Source organism: Solimonas soli DSM 21787 (genome assembly GCF_000474945.1).
Classification (GTDB): Bacteria; Pseudomonadota; Gammaproteobacteria; order Nevskiales; family Nevskiaceae; genus Solimonas; species Solimonas soli.
Genome location: NZ_AXDW01000015.1, coordinates 113,567 through 132,201, shown reverse-complemented (window position 1 = coordinate 132,201; position 18,635 = coordinate 113,567). Strand labels below are relative to the sequence as shown.

The following is an 18,635-nucleotide window of genomic DNA, read 5'->3' as shown; positions in this document are numbered from 1 at the left end:
GCATGCGGAGAGGGTTGCGGCGAAGGACGTCCGGATTCGAGCGACGCGACCGGCCTCAAGCCTCCGGACGCATCTGCGGGAAAAGCAGCACGTCGCGAATGCTCGGCGAATCGGTGAGGAACATCACCAGGCGATCGATGCCGATGCCGACGCCGGCGGTCGGCGGCAGGCCGTATTCGAGCGCGCGGATGTAGTCGGCGTCGTAGACCATGGCCTCGTCGTCGCCGGCGTCCTTGGCCGCGACCTGCGCCTTGAAGCGCGCGGCCTGATCGTCGGCGTCGTTGAGCTCGGAGAAGCCGTTGGCGACTTCGCGGCCGCCGATGAAGAACTCGAAGCGGTCGGTGACGTCCGGGTTGTGATCGTTGCGGCGCGCCAGCGGCGAGACTTCGGTCGGATACTCGGTGATGAAGGTCGGGTCGAACAGGTTCGGCTCGACGGTCTTCTCGAAGATTTCAGTCAGCAGCTTGCCCGGCCCCATGCCCTTGGTCTTGACGCCCCAGGCGCCGAGCACCTGCTGCATGTAGACCTCGTTCATGTTGCGCAGCTCGCCGGCATTGAGCGGCTCGCAGCCGCTCAGCGTCTCGACCGCGCCCGGCGCCAGCGTCGCGTATTCGATCACGGCGTCGAGCATCGAGATGCGCCTGAACGGCTGTTCCAGATCGTATTCGCGATCCTGATAGCGCAGCTTGCCGCCGCCGTTCACCGTCAGCGTCAGATCGCGGATCAGCGTCTCGACCAGATCCATCGCGTCCCGGTAGTCGGCGTAGGCCTGGTAGAACTCCAGCATGGTGAACTCGGGATTGTGCCGCGTGCTCAAGCCCTCGTTGCGGAAGTTGCGGTTGATCTCGTAGACCTTCTCGAAACCGCCGACCACCAGGCGCTTGAGGAACAGCTCCGGCGCGATGCGCAGGTACAGATCGCGGTCGAGCGCGTTGTGATGCGTGATGAACGGCCGCGCCGTCGCGCCGCCGGGAATCGGCTGCAGCATCGGCGTCTCGACTTCGATGAAGCCGAGCGCGTCGAGGAAGTTGCGGATGAAGCGCACCGTCTGGCCGCGCTTCTCGAAGGTGCGCTTGACTTCCGGATTGACGATCAGATCGACGTAGCGCTGGCGGTAGCGGATTTCGGTATCGGTGAGGCCCGCCCACTTCTCCGGCAGCGGGCGGATGCCCTTGACCAGCAGTTCCACCGATTGCGCCTTGACCGACAGCTCGCCGGTCTTGGTCTTGAACACGGTGCCGCGCACGCCGACGATGTCGCCGACGTCGTAGTGCTTGAAGGCGTCGTAGGCCTCGGCGCCGATCGCGTTCTGCTGCACGAAGATCTGGATGCGGCCCGACATGTCCTGCAGCTGGCCGAAGCTGGCTTTGCCCATCACGCGCTTGGCGATCAGGCGGCCGGCGACGGCGAAGACCTGCGTCGCGCCTTCCAGCTCGGCGGCTTCGCGCTCGCCGTACATGCCATGCAGGAAGTCCGCCAGCGCATCGCGGCGGAAGGTGTTCGGATACGCGTTGCCAGCGGCGCGCAGCTTGTCGAGCTTTTCGCGACGCGCGGCGATCACGTAGTTTTCGTCCGCCTGGCCGAGGCCGGGCCTGGAAGCCTCGTCCTGCTGCGGCGCGCCCTTCTGTTCTTCGCTCATTAGAGTCCCTGCTTGAGGCTCGCCTCGATGAACGGATCGAGATGACCGTCCAGCACTTTCTGCGTGTCGGCGATTTCGACGCCGGTGCGCAGGTCCTTGATGCGTGACTGGTCGAGCACGTAAGAGCGGATCTGGCTGCCCCATTCGATGTCGCTCTTGGAGTCCTCGAGCGCCTGCTTCTGCGCATTGCGCTTCTGCATTTCCTGCTCGTAGAGGCGCGCCTTGAGCATCTTCATCGCGCGGTCGCGGTTGGCGTGCTGCGAACGTTCGGTCTGGCAGGCGACGACGATGCCGCTCGGCACGTGCTTGATGCGGATCGCCGACTCGGTCTTGTTGACGTGCTGGCCGCCGGCGCCGGACGAGCGATAGGTCGCCACTTCCAGGTCGGCCGGATTGATCTCGATGTCGATGTCGTCATCGACTTCCGGCGACACGAACACGCCGGAGAACGAGGTATGGCGGCGGTTGCCGGAGTCGAACGGCGACTTGCGCACCAGGCGGTGCACGCCGGTTTCGGTGCGCAGCCAGCCGTAGGCGTAAGGACCGGCGATGTACAGCGTCGCCGACTTGATGCCCGCGACTTCGCCGTCCGAGCGTTCCATCAGTTCGACCTTGAAGCCCTTGGCCTCGGCCCAGCGGATGTACATGCGCGCCAGCATTTCGGCCCAGTCCTGCGCTTCGGTGCCGCCGGAGCCGGCCTGCACGTCGAGATAGGCATTGGCGTTGTCGAGCTCGCCGCTGAACATGCGGCGGAACTCCATGTCGTCGGCCATCTTGACGAAGCGCTGGATGTCACGCTCGACCTCGTCGACCGTCGCCTGGTCATTCTCGGCTTCGGCGAGTTCGAGCAGATCGAGCGCGTCCTTGAGGCCGGTGGCCGCCGCCTCGAGCGGCTGGATCACGTCCTCGAGCTTGGCGCGCTCGCGGCCCAGGTTCTGGGCGTACTCGGGTTTGTTCCAGACCTCGCTGGTCTCGAGCTCGGCGTTGACTTCGACCAGGCGGTCCTTCTTGACGTCGTAGTCAAAGATAGCCCCGCAGGGCGTCGAAACGCGCCTGCAGAGCCGTCACCTCATTGCGTAGCTGATGCGCTTCCATTGCGGATGCGGTCTTCATTCAGGGGAAAAGGGCGGCGATTATACGTTGCCGGAGCGCCAGTCGCGTGGTCCGCTCATGCCGCTTCTCCGCCCCGATCGCGCTGCTATATTCGCCGCGGGCGGTTCTCCACAGAACAATTTTAGGGGAGAGGCAATGAAAGGATTGAGGGCGTTGGGCCTGGTCTGCGCGCTGGGTGTCGCCGGCCATGCGTGGGCGCAGGACGAGGACGGCGGCAATCAGCTGCAGGCCGCCGACGTGCAGCACGGCATGAGCGGCACGCCGTGGTACATCGCGCCGATGTTTTCGTACACCGACTCCGACAGCGATCGCGGCACCGACGGCGGTCTCGGCGGCATTCTCGCCATCGGCAAGAAGCTCACCTGGGGCCTGGCGCTCGAAGCCACCGGCTTCTACACCAAGGCGGACGCCAAGAACGGCGGCGGCAGCGCCGAGTTGAACGGTTACGGCGCCAGCGCCCTGTTCTTCCCCTCGAAGACGCTGCCCAACCTGTACGGCATCGTCTCGCTGATGGTCGGCCACACCAGCGACCTGCCGGGACCGCGCGCCAACTACGACTCCACGGTCTACGACGTCGGCCTCGGTTATCTGCAGCCGATCACGCCGCACATCCTGCTGCGTGCCGAAGCGCGCTATCGCACCGACGACAAGGGCAGCTTGCCGACCGGCGAGAAGGGCAAGAATTCGAACTTCGCCGAGGGCGTCTACAACATCGGCCTGCTGTTCCCCTTCGGCGGCACCAAGGAAGCGCCGGCCGCCGAGGAGCCGCCGGTCGAAGTCGCCTCCACGGCGTCGAGCGACGACGACAACGACGGCGTCGGCAACGACGTCGACCAGTGCCCGGGCACCGCGGCCGGCGCAGTCGTCGACGACAAGGGCTGCGAGAGCGCCGCGGCCGCCGCCGCGCCGGGTGACGGCGATGGCGATGGCGTGGCCGACGACGTCGACGAATGCCCGCGCACGCCGGCCGGCGCCAAGGTGCTCGCCAATGGCTGCGCGCTGGTCGGCGACTGCCGCACGCCGAAAGCCGGCGAGCAGGTCGACGAGAACGGGTGCGCGCCGGGCCAGCGCTTCGTGCTCAAGGGCGTGACGTTCGCGACCAATTCCGACGCGCTGAGCGACGAGGCGCAGGGCGCGCTGAACAACGTGGCGGAAGTCCTGCAGGCCTATCCGGACGTCAAGGTCGAGGTCGGCGGCCACACCGACAACGTCGGCTCGGCCGCCGCCAACAAGAGCCTGTCGCAGCGCCGCGCGCGCAGCGTCGTGCAATTCCTCGCCGGCCACGGCGTCGACGCCGGACGCATGCAGGCCGTCGGCCACGGTGCGACGCAGCCGATCGAGAGCAACGGCACCGAGGAAGGCCGCCAGGCCAACCGCCGCGTCGAACTGAAGATCTCGGACAGCGGCGCGGCCGAGCTGAAAGTCGTCGAGTAAGCTTCGCCTGCGCTGAAAAGGGTCGGCATCGCCGGCCCTTTTTGTTGGCACGCGCCGCGGCGTCCGTCCTGCCGCCGCGGCGCCGGACATTGCTGGGGCGGCAGTCGCGGCACATCCCCTGCCGGTCGGCGGCTTGCCGCTGCCGCCGGCCCCGCGCCGCGGCACGCGTGACCTCGCGCTGTCATTTCGGCAAACTATTGGCCTTTCCGACAACATCGTCAGGGTCCAAGGGCATGCGCGATTCGGGGTATTTCCTGGAGATTGTTCATGCCGGCATGGTCAAGGCCGGCCTCAACGTCAACGCCATCTATGAGCGTCTCGGCTACAACGCCGAAGACCTGCCGCTGCGCGAGATGCGCACGCCGCACCAGCTGCAGGCCTATTTCTGGGAGACCGTCGAGGCTGTCACCGGCGATGCCGAGATCGGCCTGCACCTGTGCAAGCACATGCCGGTGTTCCACGGCGAGGTGCTGGAATACCTGATCTTCAGCAGCGCGACGCTCGGCGAGGGACTCGACCGCGCCCTCAAGTACCTGCGCCTGCTGTCCGACGCGCTCAACGTGCGCATCGTCAAGGATGCGCAAGGCGCGCGCGCGCTGGTCAAGGGCACGGCGGCCGACGCGCCGCAGCTGCGCCACACCGAAATCTGCGTCGTCTACGAGCTCATCAACTTCCTCAAGAGCGTCACCGAGCAGAAGTTCGCGCCGCAGCGCGTCGCCCTGCACTGCAGCCAGCGCGCCAGCCAGGCGGACTACGACGACACCTTCGGCTGCCCCGTCAGCTTCGGCGCGCCGGAAAGCGAGATCTGGTTCGACCCGGCGATCCTCGAATACCGCTCGCCGCGCTGGGACCCGGACCTGCTGAAGCTGCACGAGGACCTCGCCGAGCGGCGCCTGTCGAAGCTGCGCCGCCATGACCTCATCGAGAAGATCCAGAAGCTGTTCGCGCAGCGCCTCGAACTCGACCAGCTGACGCTCGAGGACGTCGCCGAGGAACTCGGCGTGCCGACGCGGCGCCTGCGCTTCGAGCTGTCGCGCGCCGGCACCAGCTTCTCGGAGCTGCTGTCGGACTTCCGCTTCGCGCTGGCCAAGCGCCTGCTGGCGAGCACCGACGAGCCGATCGAGAACATCGTCTATCTCACCGGCTTTTCGGAACCGAGTACCTTCTACCGCGCCTTCAAGCGCTGGTCGAGCATGACGCCGGTGCAGTACCGCGAGCAGAAGCGCGCGCACCGCCGCCTCGCGCGCGCCTCGGCGACGCGCTGAGGCCGGGCCTCAGAACAGCGTCAGCTGCGGCGGCGCGGCGGGCGCCGGCGGTTCCCCGGCGGCGCCGAGCAGCGGCCAGCGGCCGAGCAGCTCGTAGCTGACCGGCTTGAGGTCGAGCCGGCTGCGGATCAGGGCGAACTCGGCGATCTCCCAGCGGATCGGCTCGATCGGCGTCGGCGGCAGGGCGATCTTGGCGTTGCGCGCGATGGTCAGGTGCGGTACGAAGCGCATGCGCTCCAGCGACACGTTGGCCTGCACCATGGCGTCGCGCAGGCGGCCGTGGAAATCGCCCAGCGCCGGCGGCGTCGTGCGGGCGCCGAGCCACCAGGGAATCTCGCGGTTGCGGAAGGAACCGGCCTGATCGAGCGTCAGCGTGAACGGCGCGGCGCGCACCAGTGCCGCCGCGCGCAGCGCCGCGTCCTCCTGCGGCTTCGGCACGCGGTCGCCGAGGAACAGCAAGGTGACGTGATAGCGCTCCGGCGCGCTCAGATAGCCGCCGGACGGCAGGCGGATGTTGAGCTGCTTCGCGGCGGCGTGACAGGCATTGCGTACCGCTTCGCCGGGCCAGAGCGCGAAGAAGAGACGGTTCGGTTCCATGCGGCGCGGATCGTGGGAGCGGTCGTGAAGGCCGCCGCAGTTTAGCCGCCCCGCGCGCTCCGCTGCGCGCACCGCGGTCCGGCCGCGCTCACTGCGCCTCGCGGATGCGGTACAGCAATCCTTCGAGCACGGCCTGCGTGCTCTGCCGGCGCACGCTGTCGCGGCCGCCTTCGAAGAAGAAGCGGTGCGCCTCGGGCGGGCAGCCGCGCCGGATCCACGACACCCACACGGTACCGACCGGCTTGTCGGCGCTGCCGCCGCCCGGACCGGCGATGCCGGTGACGGCGACGCCCCAGTCGACCGGCGCGGCGCGCAGCAGGCCGCGCGCCATCGCCAGCGCGCATTCGCCGCTGACCGCGCCGTGTTGCGCCAGCACCTCGTCGGGCACCGCCAGCAGCTCCATCTTCGCGGCATTGGAGTAGGTGACGAGGCCGCGCTCGAACCAGCCGGACGAGCCGGCGAGATCGGTCAGCTGCTGGGCGATCATGCCGCCCGTGCAGGACTCGGCGGTGGCCAGCCATTCGCCGCGCTCGAGCAGCACGGCGGCGATGCGTTCGACGAGACGGTCGCTCATGGTCGCGCGATCTTATGCAAACGCCGCGCGCGTGGCGACCGTCCGCTCAGCGCTTGCGGAAGATTTCCTCGGCCATGCGGTCGGCGATGCGGTGCGTCGGCTGCGCCTCGCGCTGCGCGCGCTCGAAGATCTCGGCCAGCGTCGTGCCGATCTTCTGCAGATGCGCTTCGACGATGGCCCAGTCGTAGCCGGGGCCTTCGTAGTAGATGTCGATGATGCCGCCGGCGTTGATGCAGTAGTCCGGCGCGTAGAGGATGCCGCGCTCGCGCAGCGCCTCGCCGTGGCGATCGGCGATCGCCAGCTGATTGTTGGCGGCGCCGGCGACGACCGGCGCCTTCAGCACCGGGATCGTCGTGTCGTTGAGCACGGCGCCGAGCGCGCAGGGCGCGAACACGTCGACCTCGAGCGCGTGGATCGCCTCCATCGGCACCGCCGTCGCGCCAAACTCGCGCACGCAGCGCTCGACGGCCGGCGCGTGCAGGTCGGTCACCCACAGCTCGGCGCCGGCCTCGTGCAGATGCCGGGCCAGCCGATGACCGACGTTGCCGACGCCCTGGATGGCGACCTTGAGGCCCCTGAGATCGTCGCGCTGCAGGCGATGGCGGACCGCGGCCTTGAGGCCGATGAAAGTGCCGTAGGCGGTCGCCGGCGACGGATCGCCGGTGCGGCCTTCGGCGATCGCCTTCTCGTCGGCGAGCCCGCCGACGTGCACGGTCTCCTGCGCCATCAGGCGCATGTCGGCGACGCTGGTGCCGGAATCCTCGGCGACCACGTAGGCGCCGTTGAGGCGGTTCACGGCGCGGCCCATCGCGCGCATCAGCTCCGGCGTCTTGTCGCGGCGCGGATCGCCGATGATCACGCTCTTGCCGCCGCCCTGCGGCAGGCCGGCGAGCGCGGCCTTGTAGGTCATGCCGCGCGACAGGCGCAGGACATCGGTCAGCGCCTCGGCCTCGCTGCGGTACGGCCACATGCGGCAGCCGCCGAGCCCCTTGCCGAGATGGGTGTTGTGCACGGCGATGAGCGCGCGCAGGCCGCTCGCGGCATCGTGGCACCAGCTGACGGTTTCGTGGTGATCGAACTCGGGATGCGAGAACACGGCCATGGCGGCACCCAGTGCAGGCTTCAAACGGACGGCGATTGTAGCCACAGCCCCCGGCCCGGCCACCCGGATGTTTCCTCAGCCGCGCCCGGCCGGAGCGCGCGCGGCGACCGCGCAGCGAATCCGCCGGCACAGTAAAATAGTGAACTTCCATTCACTTCAACGCACGCCCAGGAGCTCGCCATGTCGCAGTCATCCGATCCCATCGTCATCACCGGCATCGCCCGCACGCCGATGGGCGGACTGCAGGGCATGTTCGCCGGCCTCTCGGCGCCGGAGCTGGGCACGGTCGCCGTCAAGGCCGCGGTCGGGCGTTCGGGCATCGCGCCGGCCGATGTGCAGGAAGTCATCATGGGCTGCGTGCTGCCGGCCGGTCTCGGCCAGGCGCCGGCGCGCCAGGTGTCGCGCGGCGCCGGCCTGCCCGACGACGTGGTCTGCTCGACCGTCAACAAGGTCTGCGGCTCGGGCATGAAGACCATCATGTTCGCGCATGATGCGATCGCCGCCGGCAGTGCCGACATCGTCGTCGCCGGCGGCATGGAGAGCATGACCAATGCCCCGTATCTGCTCGCCAGGGCGCGCAGCGGCTATCGCTTCGGCCACGGCGAAGTGCTCGACCACATGGCGCTCGACGGCCTCGAGGACGCCTACGAGAAGCGCACGCCGATGGGCGCCTTCGCCGAGCGCGCCGTCGCCCGCTACGGCTTCAGCCGCCAGGACCAGGACCAGTACGCCATCGAATCGCTGGTGCGCGCCAAGCGCGCCAACGAGGACGGCAGCTTCGACTTCGAGATCGTGCCGGTCGAAGTCGCCGGCAAGAAGGGCGTCGAGAAGATCACGCGCGACGAGCAGCCGTTCAAGGCCGCGCCGGAAAAGATCCCGACGCTGAAGCCGGCCTTCAAGAAGGACGGCACCGTCACCGCCGCCAATGCCAGTTCGATCTCCGACGGCGCCGCCGCGGTCGTGCTGATGCGCCAGTCGGAAGCGGCCAGGCGCGGCCTCAAGCCGGTGGCGAAGATCGTCGCGCACGCCGGTGCGGCGCGCCTGCCGGAGGAGTTCACCATGGCGCCGGTGCCGGCGATCCAGAAGGTGCTGGCCAAGGCCGGCTGGAAGATCGAGGACGTCGACCTCTTCGAGATCAACGAAGCCTTCGCGGTGGTGGCGATGATCGCCATGAAGGAATTGAACATTCCGCACGCCAAGGTCAATGTCAACGGCGGCGCCTGCGCGCTCGGCCATCCGATCGGCGCCTCCGGCACGCGCATCGTCACTACGCTGATCGGCGCGCTCAGGCAGCGCGGCCTCAAGCGCGGCGTCGCCTCGCTGTGCATCGGCGGCGGCGAAGCGACGGCGCTGGCGATCGAGATGCTCTGATCGCCGGTGCGGCGACGCGATGCGATGATGTCGGCGCGGCATCCGGAAGTGGGGCTTCCGATCATGAAGCCCACTCAGGGGAACACGAATATCCGCATGCTTGCCGCATGCGGATTTCTTTTTGGCACCGCTGCTTCTCTGGCCGCCTGCGCCGGCAGCGGCGACGGCGGAGACGCAGACGACGCAGCGGTCGACCCGGCCGCGCCGTGCGTATCGAGCGACTGCGGCGAGAAGACCGTGCTGCTGACGATCCCGGAGGCCGAGAACATCCGCTTCAGCGATGACGGCCGTACCTCAGCACGACGGCGCTGACGAGCCTCGGCGAGATTCGTGCGATTCCGATCAACGCCGACGGCAGCGCCGGCACGATGCAGACTTAGGGCATATCAGGAAAAGACTTCCTCTCTGCGCGTCGGATGGAAGAGGTGCTTGGCGACCGGGAATTGAGGTCGAGTCGCTCCGCGCCTTGCGCGGCCTCGGGCGAGGGCCGTTCGAGCGAGTGCGCCCCTCGCCCGTCGTCACCCCATCGTCCTGCGACCGGCGCGGGACCCTCAGTCCCTCAGTTCCTGCACATACGCTTCGCGCGCGGCGACGCCGGTCGTCGCGAAATCGGTGAACACGCCGTCGATGCCGGCTTTGAAAAACTGCAGGAACTCGGCCTGCGGATCGCCGCCATAGACCCCGGGCAGATAGCGCGTCTCGTCGCGGAAAGTGTAGCTGTGCACGAACAGGCCGGCGGCGTGCGCGTCGGCGATCAGGGGCTTCGGTTCGACGACGTTGACGTCGGCGAGCGTGCCGGTGAACGGCGAGCCGTCAGCGTTCGTCGCCGGGAATGGCGAGATCTTCCAGGCCACCACCTGCGGCTTCCACGGACCGATGCCGTCGGCGTAGGTCTTGATCTCGGCGAGACCTTCCGGCGTCAGCATCACGTCGAAGTAGCGGTGATCGCCGGCGAGCGTCCAGCTGTACGGGCGGCCATCGACGAAGGTGTATTCATCGTTCGTCGCGTAGCCGAGATCGCCGGTCTTGTAGTCGACCGTGTTGCCGTCGATCAGCTGCACGAGCCGGGTCTTCAGGCCGAGCGAGCGCAGGTACTTGAGGCTCGCCGGATCGAAGCTCTGCACGATGATCGGCGCGTCGTAGCGGTTCATGCCGTTGTCGACGATGATCTTGAAGATGGCATCCTCGAACGGATGCGCGCTCTCGCCGTCGCCGCAACCGTTGGCGAGCGCCTGCGCATTGTTCCAGACCGGGTTCTTGGCTTCCGGGTAGACGGTGATCGTGCGCTTCTGCTTCGTCGACTGATCCCTGGCGATGTCGATGATCTGCTGGAAGGTCAGGATCGGATACTTGCCGTTGTCGACCGTCGGCCGTTCGCCGCGATCGTCGTAGGTCGTGCCGTTGATTTTCCAGTCATGCAGTTCGGCGACCGTGAAGTCGGTGATCGACCAGTCGCCGGTATGGTCCTCACCGTCGACGATCAGCGACTTGAGCACCGACTGCGGATCTTCCGGATCGGTAAGATCGCTCAGGTATTGCGACGGGCCGCCATAGGTCGCGGCGTCGTAGCCGACATCGACGAGCCGACCCGGCACCGTGCGTCTGCGTGCGGCAACGGTTTCGTTGCTCGCGGCGACCTGTGCAATGTTGGTGTTGTCCGACAGCCAGGGATTGTGCCGCGCGACGAGCACGCAGTCCTTCGAAAGATGCAGATCTTCTTCGAGCGAATCGGCGCCGGCCTCGGCGGCCTTCGTGTAGGCGATCTCGGTTTCTTCCGGGTAGAGGCCCGGCAAGCCGCGGTGGCCAATGATCAATGGCGCCTTGCCATCAAGCGTCGCATAGCCGACCGGCGTGTCGTCGTTGTCGTCATTGCAGGCCGACAGACCTGCGCCGCCCGCGAGCACGACCATGAGCAGCCACGAACGGCGCAGCGCAGTGCCGCCAACCTTGCGGTTCATATCCTCGTCCCTGATTCGAGAGTCCCCGCAATCTAGGTGTCGAGCTTGACCGGAATGTGACGCGCGCCGGTCAGCGATGACGTTCGGATGCCATCGCCGAACATCGTGCTGAAGTTTCGCGCGCTTATGCCCGGCCGACGAGATGCAGTGCGATACCCAGCGCCGCGCACAGCGCAAGCGTCAGCGGCACGTTCACGCGAAAACGCAGCAACGCGAGCATCGCACCGGCGCCGAGCACCAACGCCGAGAGATCGAGCGACGCCAGCTCGGGAACCGGCAGCCTGAGGCCGTGCGCCGTCCGGTTGTCGACGCGCGCGAACAGCACGTGCAGGGCGAACCAGATCGACAGATTGAGAATGACGCCGACCACGGCGGCGGTGATCGCGGTCAGCGCCGCGCCGGCCCAGACGTTGCCGCGCAGGCGTTCGACGTAGGGCGCGCCGAGGAAGATCCACAGAAAGCACGGCACGAATGTCACCCAGGTCGACAGCGTGCTGCCAAACAGGCCCGCGAGCAGCGGCGGCAGCGTGCCGGGTTCGCGATACGCGGCGAGGAAGCCGACGTAGCTCAGCACCAGGATCAGCGGGCCCGGCGTGGTCTCGGCGAGCGCGAGGCCCTGCACCATCTCGTGCGGCAGCAGCCAGCCGTAGCGCTCCACCGCCTGCTGCGCCATGTAGGCGAGCACGGCGTAGGCGCCGCCGAAGGTGACGACCGCCATCTTGCTGAAGAACACCGCTTCCTGCGTGAAGACGTGGCGCGCGCCGAGCACGAGGAACAGCAGCAGCACCGGCAAGCCCCACAGCAGCACGCCGGACAGCAGCACGCGCAAGGTCCATGAACGCGATGGCTGCGCGTGCGCGGGTATCGATTCGTCGTCGTCGAGCTCGCGCCTGTCTCGCGTGTCGAACACCTGCGGCGCGACACGCGCACCGATGACGCCGATCAGCGCGGCGGCGGCGATGATCAGCGGAAACGGCACGGCGAAGGCGAAGATCGCCACGAACGCCGCCGCGGCGAGCGCATACAGCGCGCGATGCTTGAGCGCCTTGCGGCCGACGCGCAGCACCGCCTCGACGACGATCGCCAGCGTCGCCGCCTGCAGGCCGAACAGCAGGCCCTTCATCCAGTCGAGATCGCCGAACGTGACGTAGGCAATCGCGATCAGCGTCATCAGCACCAGGCCCGGCAGAATGAACAGCAGGCCGGCCACGAGTCCGCCCCGCGTGCCGTGCAGCAGCCAGCCGACGTAGGTCGCCAGCTGCTGCGCCTCCGGCCCCGGCAGCAACATGCAGTAGTTCAAGGCATGCAGGAAGCGCGTCTCGGAAATCCAGCGCTTCTCCTCGACGAGGAGGCGGTGCATCAGCGCGATCTGTCCGGCCGGACCGCCGAAGTTGATGAAGCCGATCTTCAGCCAGACCCGGCAGGCCTCGCGAAACGGCACCGCCGGCCCCGGCACGCCCAGCCGATCATCCGCCGTCTCCATCCGCGCTCCCTGGCCACCGTCGATGCACCGTCGCGCATCATACGGACGCGGCGCGCGATCCGGCATGTCGCCGACCGTCACGGCGCGCCGCGCGCCCAAGCCGGCCGGCCGGCGCTGTCTAGCGCCCCTGCATTTCCTTCAGCAAGCCACCGGCCGCGTAGATCTTGTCGAGCGCCTCGGCGATCGCCGCCGGGTGCACGGCCACGCAGCGGTTGAGCTGGTCGTCGAACCAGAAGGCGCCGCCGTGCGAGTGCGCGTTGCCGTCGAAGGCGAGACCGACGATCTGCGCCTTGCGATTGATCACCGGGCTGCCGGAATTGCCGCCGATGATGTCGTTGGTGGTCACGAAGTTGAACGGCGTCTTCAGATCGAGCTTCGGCTTCGCGGCGTTCCAGGACTTCGGCAGCTCGAAGGGATCGCTGCCGGTCTGCCGCGCGAACGCACCGGCCAGATCGGTGAACGGCGGCACCGGCACGCCGTTCTCGTCCCAGCCCTTCACCTCGCCGTAGGAGAGGCGCAGCGTGAATGTCGCGTCCGGATAGACGCCGGTGCCGAACTTGGCGAAGCGCAGCCTGGCAATCTCCTCGGCGGCGCGCGCTTCCGGCGCGTCGACCTCGGCCTCGATCGTCTTGCGCACGGCGCGTGACGGCGCATCGACCTCGCGCGCCAGCTTGATGAACGGATCGTCCGATGCCGCGATCGCCGCGGCGCCGCCGTCCCAGAGCTGCTGGCGCACGGCGAGGTCGGCGAGCCTGCTGCCGTCGACCAGTTCGTTCGCGCGTTCCTCGGGAGACTTCCTGCCGAGCACGAGCTTGACCAGCGCATCGTCCGGGCCGACCGCCTCGCGCAGCTTGGTCAGCGACCAGGTCAGCTTGGCCTTCTCGTAGTCCGGATAGATCGGCGCCTTCGACATCAGCTTCTGCTTGAGCGTCGGCAGCGCGGCGTCCTGGTATTCCGGCAGACGATCGCCGTTGGCCTTCTGCATTTCCTCGGCGTGGCGGACCAGGGTACGGGCAATGCGGAACTGCTCGGAGTAGAACGCCTGGCTGCGCTCCAGCATCGCATAGCGCGCGTACTGGTTGCGGCGCACGACCTCGGCGCGGGCGATCGCGTCCCAGGGCGCGCTCGAACCGGCCGCGGCGCGCAGGGCATCCTCCTCGCTCTGCTTGCGCGCGAACACGGCCGGATCATGCAGCGCCTCGATCTCGCCCTTGTAGACCTTGAGGCTGTTTTCCGTATAGGTCAGGTCGGTCTGCGACTGGCGCGCCGCCTCGGCGCTGATGCGGCCGTACTGCGCGATCATCGCGCGCCGCTCGGACAGATACAGCGCGGCATTGATCAGGCGATAGTCGCGCAGCGAGGCCAGCTGCGCGATGGTGAGCTGGCGCTCGGTCGAACCCGGGTGGCCGGTGACTAGGGTCAGCTCGCCGACCGCCGCGCCGGCCGTGTTCAGCGGGAAGTAGTCCTTGATCTTCGCCGGCTTGCCGTCCTCGTAGGCGCGCAGCATGCCCATGTCGAGGTTGTAGCGCGGGAAATTGAAGTTGTCGGGATCGCCGCCGAAGAACGCGGCCTGGTACTCGGGCGAGAACACCAGGCGCACATCCTGGAAGCGGTGATAGCGGTAGAGATCGTACTGGCCGCCGTTGTACAGCTCGACGACGTCGCAGCGCGTGCGCGCGGTATCCCGGCCGGTGCATTCCGATTCGATCGCCGCGGTCTCGGCCTGCCGGGCATCGACGAAGGCCTGTCCGCTCTTGCCGGCCGTCGCCTTGGCGATGCGCGCGCTGACGTTGCTGATCTGTTCGAGGCGGTTCAGCTCGACCGACGGACAGGCGACCTCTTCCTCGCGCTTGCGGGCGACGAAGCCATCGTTGACCCAGTCCTTGTCGCGGCTCAGGTCCTGCACGCAGCCGAGCACGCAGTGCGCGTTGGTCAGCACGAGTCCGTCCTTCGACACGAACGAGCCCGAGCAGCCGCCGGCGAGACGCACGGACGCCTTCATCACGTGATCGACCCACTTCGCATCCGGCTCGAAGCCGTACTGCTCCTTCAGCTGCGCACGCGGCAGATTGTCGAGCGTCCACATGCCTTCGGCGGCGGAGGCGGAAACGGTGCAAAGGCTCAGCGCGATGGCCAGCCAGGCACGCGGCTTGTTGATCATGTCGATTCCTCGATCGGGCATTGGCGCAGGGTAAACTGCAGCGCGATGAAAGGAACAGGGCGAATACCCCCATTGCGCCTCGCCTGGCTGAGTGCCGGAGTCGCCTTCCTCGCCGTGCACCTGGCCTACGCGCTGTCGGTATGCGCCGGCTTCGTGCCGGCCTGCGTTCCCTACGTCGACGGCTGCACCTCGATCAGCCGCGCGGCGCGCCACGGCACGGCGAACCTCGTGTTCAAGACGCTGATGGCCGTCGACATCGTGCTGCTCGCTTTCTACTGGCGCGGCCTCGCCGCGGCGCTGCGCCGGGTTCGCCCCGATGCGCCGAAGCGCGTGCGCGCGGTGCTGATGCTCGGCCTGCTCGCCGCGGTCTTCCTCGCCCTGTATGCGGGCTTTCTCGGCGCCGATGGCCGCTTCTACCAGTGGCTGCGCCGCTACGGCATCACCGTCTACTTCGCCGGCACCGTGCTGGCGGAGATGATCGCCGCGACCCTGCTCGAAGGTCTGCCCGGCCTGCGCCGTGCGCCGCGTGCGGCGCTCGTGCTGCTCTGCGCGGCATTGCTCGGCCTCGGCCTTGCCAGCATTCCGCTGCGCGCGGTCGACGACGACGGCAGCCTGATCAATGTCGTCGAATGGTGGTACGCGCTGCTGATGATCGGCGGCTATGTCGCCGTCGCCGCCGCGCTGCCGCGTCGCTGAGACGCCGCGTCGGCACGGCCAATGGCGTATGGCCGGCCGCCTCGCGCATGATCGCGGCTTCCCATTCAGGAGCTTCACCGTGAACGTGAATGCGCGCCAGTTCCGCTGGCTGATGAACGTCTATCCGCCCTATCTCTTCACCGGCATCCGCGTCGATCGCGTGAGCGCGGATTTCGCCGAGGTCGACGTCAGCATGCCGCTGCGCTGGTACAACAAGAATGCCGTCGGCACGCAGTTCGGCGGCAGTCTCTACGCGATGGCCGACCCTTTCCTGATGCTGATGACGCTGCGGCTCATGGGCGAGGACCACGTGGTCTGGGACCAGTCCGCGCAGATCGACTTCGTCTCGCCGGGACGCGGCACCGTCTACGCCAAGTTCCGCATGCCGCCGGCCGAGATCGAGCGCCTGCGCCGCGAAGCCGCGGGCGGCCACGCGGTGCGGCCGCAGTACCGCGTCGACCTCACCGACAATGACGGCAAGATCGTCGCCGCCGTGAAGAAGACACTGTACGTGCGGCGCAAGAAAGACCGTCCGGCGCGCGCCGGCGCATGAGCCCGACCCGCACGGCACTGCTGTTCGTCGCCACCGCGCTCGCCGAGATCGTCGGCTGCTATCTGCCGTATCTGGTGCTGCGCGAGCGGCGCGCGGCCTGGCTGCTGGCGCCGGCCGCCGCCAGCCTCGCGCTGTTCGCCTGGCTGCTGACCCTGCATCCGACCGCCGCCGGTCGCGTCTACGCCGCATACGGCGGCGTCTACATCGCGGTCGCCCTGCTCTGGCTGTGGCGCGTCGACGGCGTGCGGCCGACGGCGACCGATCTGGCGGGCGCGGCGCTGTGCGTCGCCGGTGCCGCGCTGATCGTGCTCGGCGCGCGGCGCTGATGCGCGGGCCACGAACGGCGCCTGCGATAAGCGCCGGCGGACATCACCGGCGCGGCGACCACGAGGAGAGCCCGCATGAACGCGACGCAGCGCGATGCTTGCTCGACACCCTGAAGCGCCGTTTCGAGACGCACATGAAACGGCATGAAGGCGTCGCATGGAGCCTGGTGCGGGCGCGGCTCGAACGTTCGCCGGCGCGCCTGGCCTCGCTCGCCGAGATGGAGAGCACGAGCGGAGAGCCCGATGTGGTCGGATTCGATCGCCGGACGGGCGAACGCCTCTTCGTCGATTGCGCCGCGGAGAGTCCGCCGGGACGCCGTACCTGTGCCAAGCCCGCGAGGCCCTGGAATCGCGAGCTGCCGGTCACCGCGATCGCCGTGTTCACGCTGTTGTACGTGCTGATGCCGCGCTATACGCGGCTCGTGCGCCGCTGGCTGTTCCGCTGAGACGGCGGACACTACAATCCGCCGCTCCGCTGCCGACCCCATCGAGCCATGGCGCGCCTCCAGCTGCAGTTCCCCGAAGACGCCTTCGTCTACCGCACGACGCTGACCGTGCGCATCACCGACATCAACGCCGCCAATCACCTCAGCAACGACGCGATGATCTCGATGATCTCCGAGGCGCGCGCGCATTTTCTCTTTAACCATGGCATCACCGAGCCGACGGACGCGCAGTGCGGCATCATCGTCACCGATCTGGCGACGATGTACCGCGCCGAGGCGCATGCGCGCGATCAGCTCCTGTTCGAAATCGGTGTGATGGACTTCAACCGCTATGGCGGCGACATCGTGTTCCGCATCTCGCGGCCGGCCGACGGCAGCTTGATCGCCACGGCGAAGTCCGGCTTCGTGTTCTTCAACTACCGGAGCAAGAAGGTGCAGCCGATGCCGGACGACTTCCGCGCGCGGTTCCCGAAGGTGAATACGCTGTCCTGAGCCGGCGTGGCGGGCCGGCCGTCAGGTGCGCCGCCGCGCCGCACCGGGGCCGCGCAGCAGCGCCGCACCGAGCAGCAGCAGCGCGCCGAACAGGCCGAACGCACCGCCGCCGTGGTGCGCCTGCGGCGCGGCGCAGCCGGCGCGGATGTCCTCGCACTGCGCGCGCCGGCCGTCGCGCGTCGCGACCTCCTCGGTCGGCGCTTCGAGCACCCTGGCGAAGTTCTGCGCTTCGCGCGCCGTCCATGCCGCCGAGGGATAGTCCGGTCCTTCGGGAATCGCCGTCGCGATGAGCGGCCACAGCAGGGCCGGCAGCGCGATCATCCGCCACGCACGCATCGTTCTCCTCCCCGCACCCTGCCGGCGCCCGTCGGGCGGCCGTGAATCAGCGCCGCGCACCAGGCGTCTTTTTCGACGCCCTGGCGGTCGCGGCTTGGCGCGGCGGCGCCTGCTTCACGGCTTTCTTCGCGACCTTGTTCGCGATTTTCTTCGCCGCCTTCTTCGCGGCCTTCTTCGGCACCGCCCGCGCCGGTCTGCCGGAAGGCGCCCGGCTCGCGGCCTGGCGCGCCGCCGCAGGCGCTGGTGCGGCGAGCGCCGCCGGCACCGACTTCAGGAAGCTCTCGATCTCCGGCCACAGGCGCCGCGGCCGCGTGCGCAGTTCGAGGATAGACTTCGCCATCAGCAGCTTCGCGTTCGGCAGCTGCGCGGCGAGCGAACGCGCGTCGCGGTGCTCGTGCAGCTTGTCGCCGCTGTGGCCGACGACCAGCGCCGGCAGGGTCAGCCGGCGCCGCTCGTCGAGGGTCGGCACCATCGGCCCGACCAGCACGCCGTGCAGGATGGCGGCGATCACCTTCGGCTCGTTGGAGATCGCGTTCATCGCGCTCGCCAGCCAGTCGATCGGCGGCCGCGGCAGGAGGCCGATGAACCGCGCGATGCGCCCCTGCAGCAGCGGGTTGTAGCGCGAGGCGACCAGCAGCGGCGAGAGGATCAGGGCCGCCCACGGCGCCGACCACTCCATCACCGGCATTTCGAGGAACAGCGCCGTGCAGCGCTGCGGCGCCTTCACCGCCACGGTGAGCGCGGTGATGCAGCCCAGCGACACGCCGCCGATCAGCGCCCGCGGCCAGCCCAGATGATCGAGCAGCGCCAGCACCTGATCGGCGTAGAAATCGACGCGATGCTCCTTCGGATCGTGGCTGCGCTCGCTCTTGCCGTGACCGAGCAGATCGAGCAGCGCGACCTCGTAGCCGAGGGCGGCGAAGCGGCGCGCGAGGCCGCGGTTCAGCAGCGAATCGAGCAGGATGCCGTGCACCAGCACGCAGGGCTTGCCGCCGGCCGCGCCATGCAGCGTGTAGGCCAGCGTATGCCCCTGATACTGGAACTGGCCGGAACGCACGGTCGGCTGTGACATCGCAACTCCGCTCGGTG

General features: G+C 68.3%; 19 protein-coding genes. 9 read left to right on the top strand and 10 right to left on the bottom strand.

Translation table 11 applies throughout. The features are described 5' to 3' along the window. Positions 1-55: 55 nt before the first annotated feature. Both lysS and prfB read right to left on the bottom strand, forming a co-directional pair. The gene (lysS, locus tag K344_RS0108720) at positions 56-1,639 is read right to left on the bottom strand and encodes a lysine--tRNA ligase (protein WP_211234500.1); all 1,584 of its coding nucleotides are present in this window, start codon (positions 1,637-1,639) and stop codon (positions 56-58) included. Beyond that, positions 1,639-2,734 (bottom strand): peptide chain release factor 2 gene (gene prfB, locus K344_RS0108715; protein WP_157622843.1). Its coding sequence is split into 2 segments (ribosomal slippage): positions 1,639-2,661 and positions 2,663-2,734, totalling 1,095 coding nucleotides; the frame shifts between segments, so codons are not numbered across the junction. Before prfB ends, lysS begins: the two co-directional genes overlap by 1 nt. 153 nt (positions 2,735-2,887) lie before the next feature. On the opposite strand from prfB, the gene K344_RS22970 reads away from it, so the two are divergent. Together K344_RS22970 and K344_RS0108695 are read left to right on the top strand one after the other, a co-directional pair. Continuing rightward, on the top strand, positions 2,888-4,186 hold the full coding sequence (locus K344_RS22970; protein WP_157622842.1) for an OmpA family protein: 1,299 nt from the start codon (positions 2,888-2,890) through the stop codon (positions 4,184-4,186). A gap of 233 nt (positions 4,187-4,419) precedes the next feature. Then, positions 4,420-5,451, top strand: a complete 1,032-nt coding sequence (locus K344_RS0108695; RefSeq protein ID WP_028080341.1) for an AraC family transcriptional regulator — start codon at positions 4,420-4,422, stop codon at positions 5,449-5,451. A 9-nt stretch (positions 5,452-5,460) separates the two neighbouring features. On the opposite strand, the gene thpR is transcribed toward K344_RS0108695, so the two are convergent. From thpR to K344_RS0108680, 3 genes are all read right to left on the bottom strand, one after another. Continuing rightward, positions 5,461-6,048 (bottom strand): RNA 2',3'-cyclic phosphodiesterase, encoded by a 588-nt coding sequence (gene thpR / locus K344_RS0108690; protein ID WP_028080340.1) that lies wholly within the window; start codon positions 6,046-6,048, stop codon positions 5,461-5,463. 88 nt (positions 6,049-6,136) lie between these two features. Then, positions 6,137-6,622 (bottom strand): CinA family protein, encoded by a 486-nt coding sequence (locus K344_RS0108685; RefSeq protein WP_028080339.1) that lies wholly within the window; start codon positions 6,620-6,622, stop codon positions 6,137-6,139. Positions 6,623-6,668: 46 nt separating this feature from the next. Then, positions 6,669-7,724, bottom strand: a complete 1,056-nt coding sequence (locus K344_RS0108680) for a Glu/Leu/Phe/Val dehydrogenase dimerization domain-containing protein (protein ID WP_028080338.1) — start codon at positions 7,722-7,724, stop codon at positions 6,669-6,671. Positions 7,725-7,904: 180 nt separating this feature from the next. On the opposite strand from K344_RS0108680, the gene K344_RS0108675 reads away from it, so the two are divergent. Together K344_RS0108675 and K344_RS0108670 are read left to right on the top strand one after the other, a co-directional pair. After that, positions 7,905-9,095, top strand: coding sequence for an acetyl-CoA C-acyltransferase (locus tag K344_RS0108675; RefSeq protein ID WP_028080337.1), 1,191 nt, complete (start codon positions 7,905-7,907; stop codon positions 9,093-9,095). Positions 9,096-9,158: 63 nt separating this feature from the next. Then, a complete protein-coding gene (locus tag K344_RS0108670; RefSeq protein WP_157622841.1) occupies positions 9,159-9,407 on the top strand; it encodes a hypothetical protein in 249 nt (82 codons plus the stop codon). Positions 9,408-9,646: 239 nt separating this feature from the next. On the opposite strand, the gene K344_RS0108665 is transcribed toward K344_RS0108670, so the two are convergent. The 3 genes from K344_RS0108665 to K344_RS0108655 all read right to left on the bottom strand — a co-directional run bounded on the left by K344_RS0108665 (position 9,647) and on the right by K344_RS0108655 (position 14,697). Further along, positions 9,647-11,053 (bottom strand): glycerophosphodiester phosphodiesterase family protein, encoded by a 1,407-nt coding sequence (locus tag K344_RS0108665; protein WP_028080335.1) that lies wholly within the window; start codon positions 11,051-11,053, stop codon positions 9,647-9,649. Positions 11,054-11,177: 124 nt separating this feature from the next. Continuing rightward, the gene (gene chrA / locus K344_RS0108660; protein ID WP_028080334.1) at positions 11,178-12,536 is read right to left on the bottom strand and encodes a chromate efflux transporter; all 1,359 of its coding nucleotides are present in this window, start codon (positions 12,534-12,536) and stop codon (positions 11,178-11,180) included. A 118-nt stretch (positions 12,537-12,654) separates the two neighbouring features. Beyond that, positions 12,655-14,697, bottom strand: coding sequence for a S46 family peptidase (locus K344_RS0108655; protein ID WP_028080333.1), 2,043 nt, complete (start codon positions 14,695-14,697; stop codon positions 12,655-12,657). Between the two features lie 72 nt (positions 14,698-14,769). Here K344_RS0108655 and K344_RS0108650 point away from each other — a divergent pair, with 72 nt between their 5' ends. From K344_RS0108650 to K344_RS0108630, 5 genes are all read left to right on the top strand, one after another. Then, positions 14,770-15,393 carry a hypothetical protein gene (locus K344_RS0108650; protein ID WP_028080332.1) on the top strand — a complete coding sequence of 208 codons (624 nt, stop codon included), beginning with the start codon at positions 14,770-14,772 and terminating at the stop codon, positions 15,391-15,393. 85 nt (positions 15,394-15,478) lie between these two features. After that, entirely contained in the window at positions 15,479-15,946 is a 468-nt protein-coding gene (locus K344_RS0108645; protein WP_028080331.1) for a DUF4442 domain-containing protein, read from the top strand. After that, positions 15,943-16,272, top strand: a complete 330-nt coding sequence (locus K344_RS0108640) for a YnfA family protein (protein ID WP_028080330.1) — start codon at positions 15,943-15,945, stop codon at positions 16,270-16,272. Before K344_RS0108645 ends, K344_RS0108640 begins: the two co-directional genes overlap by 4 nt. A 98-nt stretch (positions 16,273-16,370) precedes the next feature. Then, positions 16,371-16,718, top strand: a complete 348-nt coding sequence (locus tag K344_RS22965; RefSeq protein ID WP_051362045.1) for a DUF4256 domain-containing protein — start codon at positions 16,371-16,373, stop codon at positions 16,716-16,718. Between the two features lie 48 nt (positions 16,719-16,766). Next, entirely contained in the window at positions 16,767-17,210 is a 444-nt protein-coding gene (locus tag K344_RS0108630; RefSeq protein ID WP_028080329.1) for a thioesterase family protein, read from the top strand. A 21-nt stretch (positions 17,211-17,231) separates the two neighbouring features. On the opposite strand, the gene K344_RS0108625 is transcribed toward K344_RS0108630, so the two are convergent. Then, positions 17,232-17,546: a hypothetical protein gene (locus K344_RS0108625; RefSeq protein ID WP_157622840.1), complete on the bottom strand. Its 315-nt coding sequence runs from the start codon at positions 17,544-17,546 to the stop codon at positions 17,232-17,234. Positions 17,547-17,592: 46 nt separating this feature from the next. After that, positions 17,593-18,618 (bottom strand): alpha/beta fold hydrolase, encoded by a 1,026-nt coding sequence (locus K344_RS20905; protein ID WP_051362044.1) that lies wholly within the window; start codon positions 18,616-18,618, stop codon positions 17,593-17,595. Between the last annotated feature and the right edge of the window lie 17 nt (positions 18,619-18,635).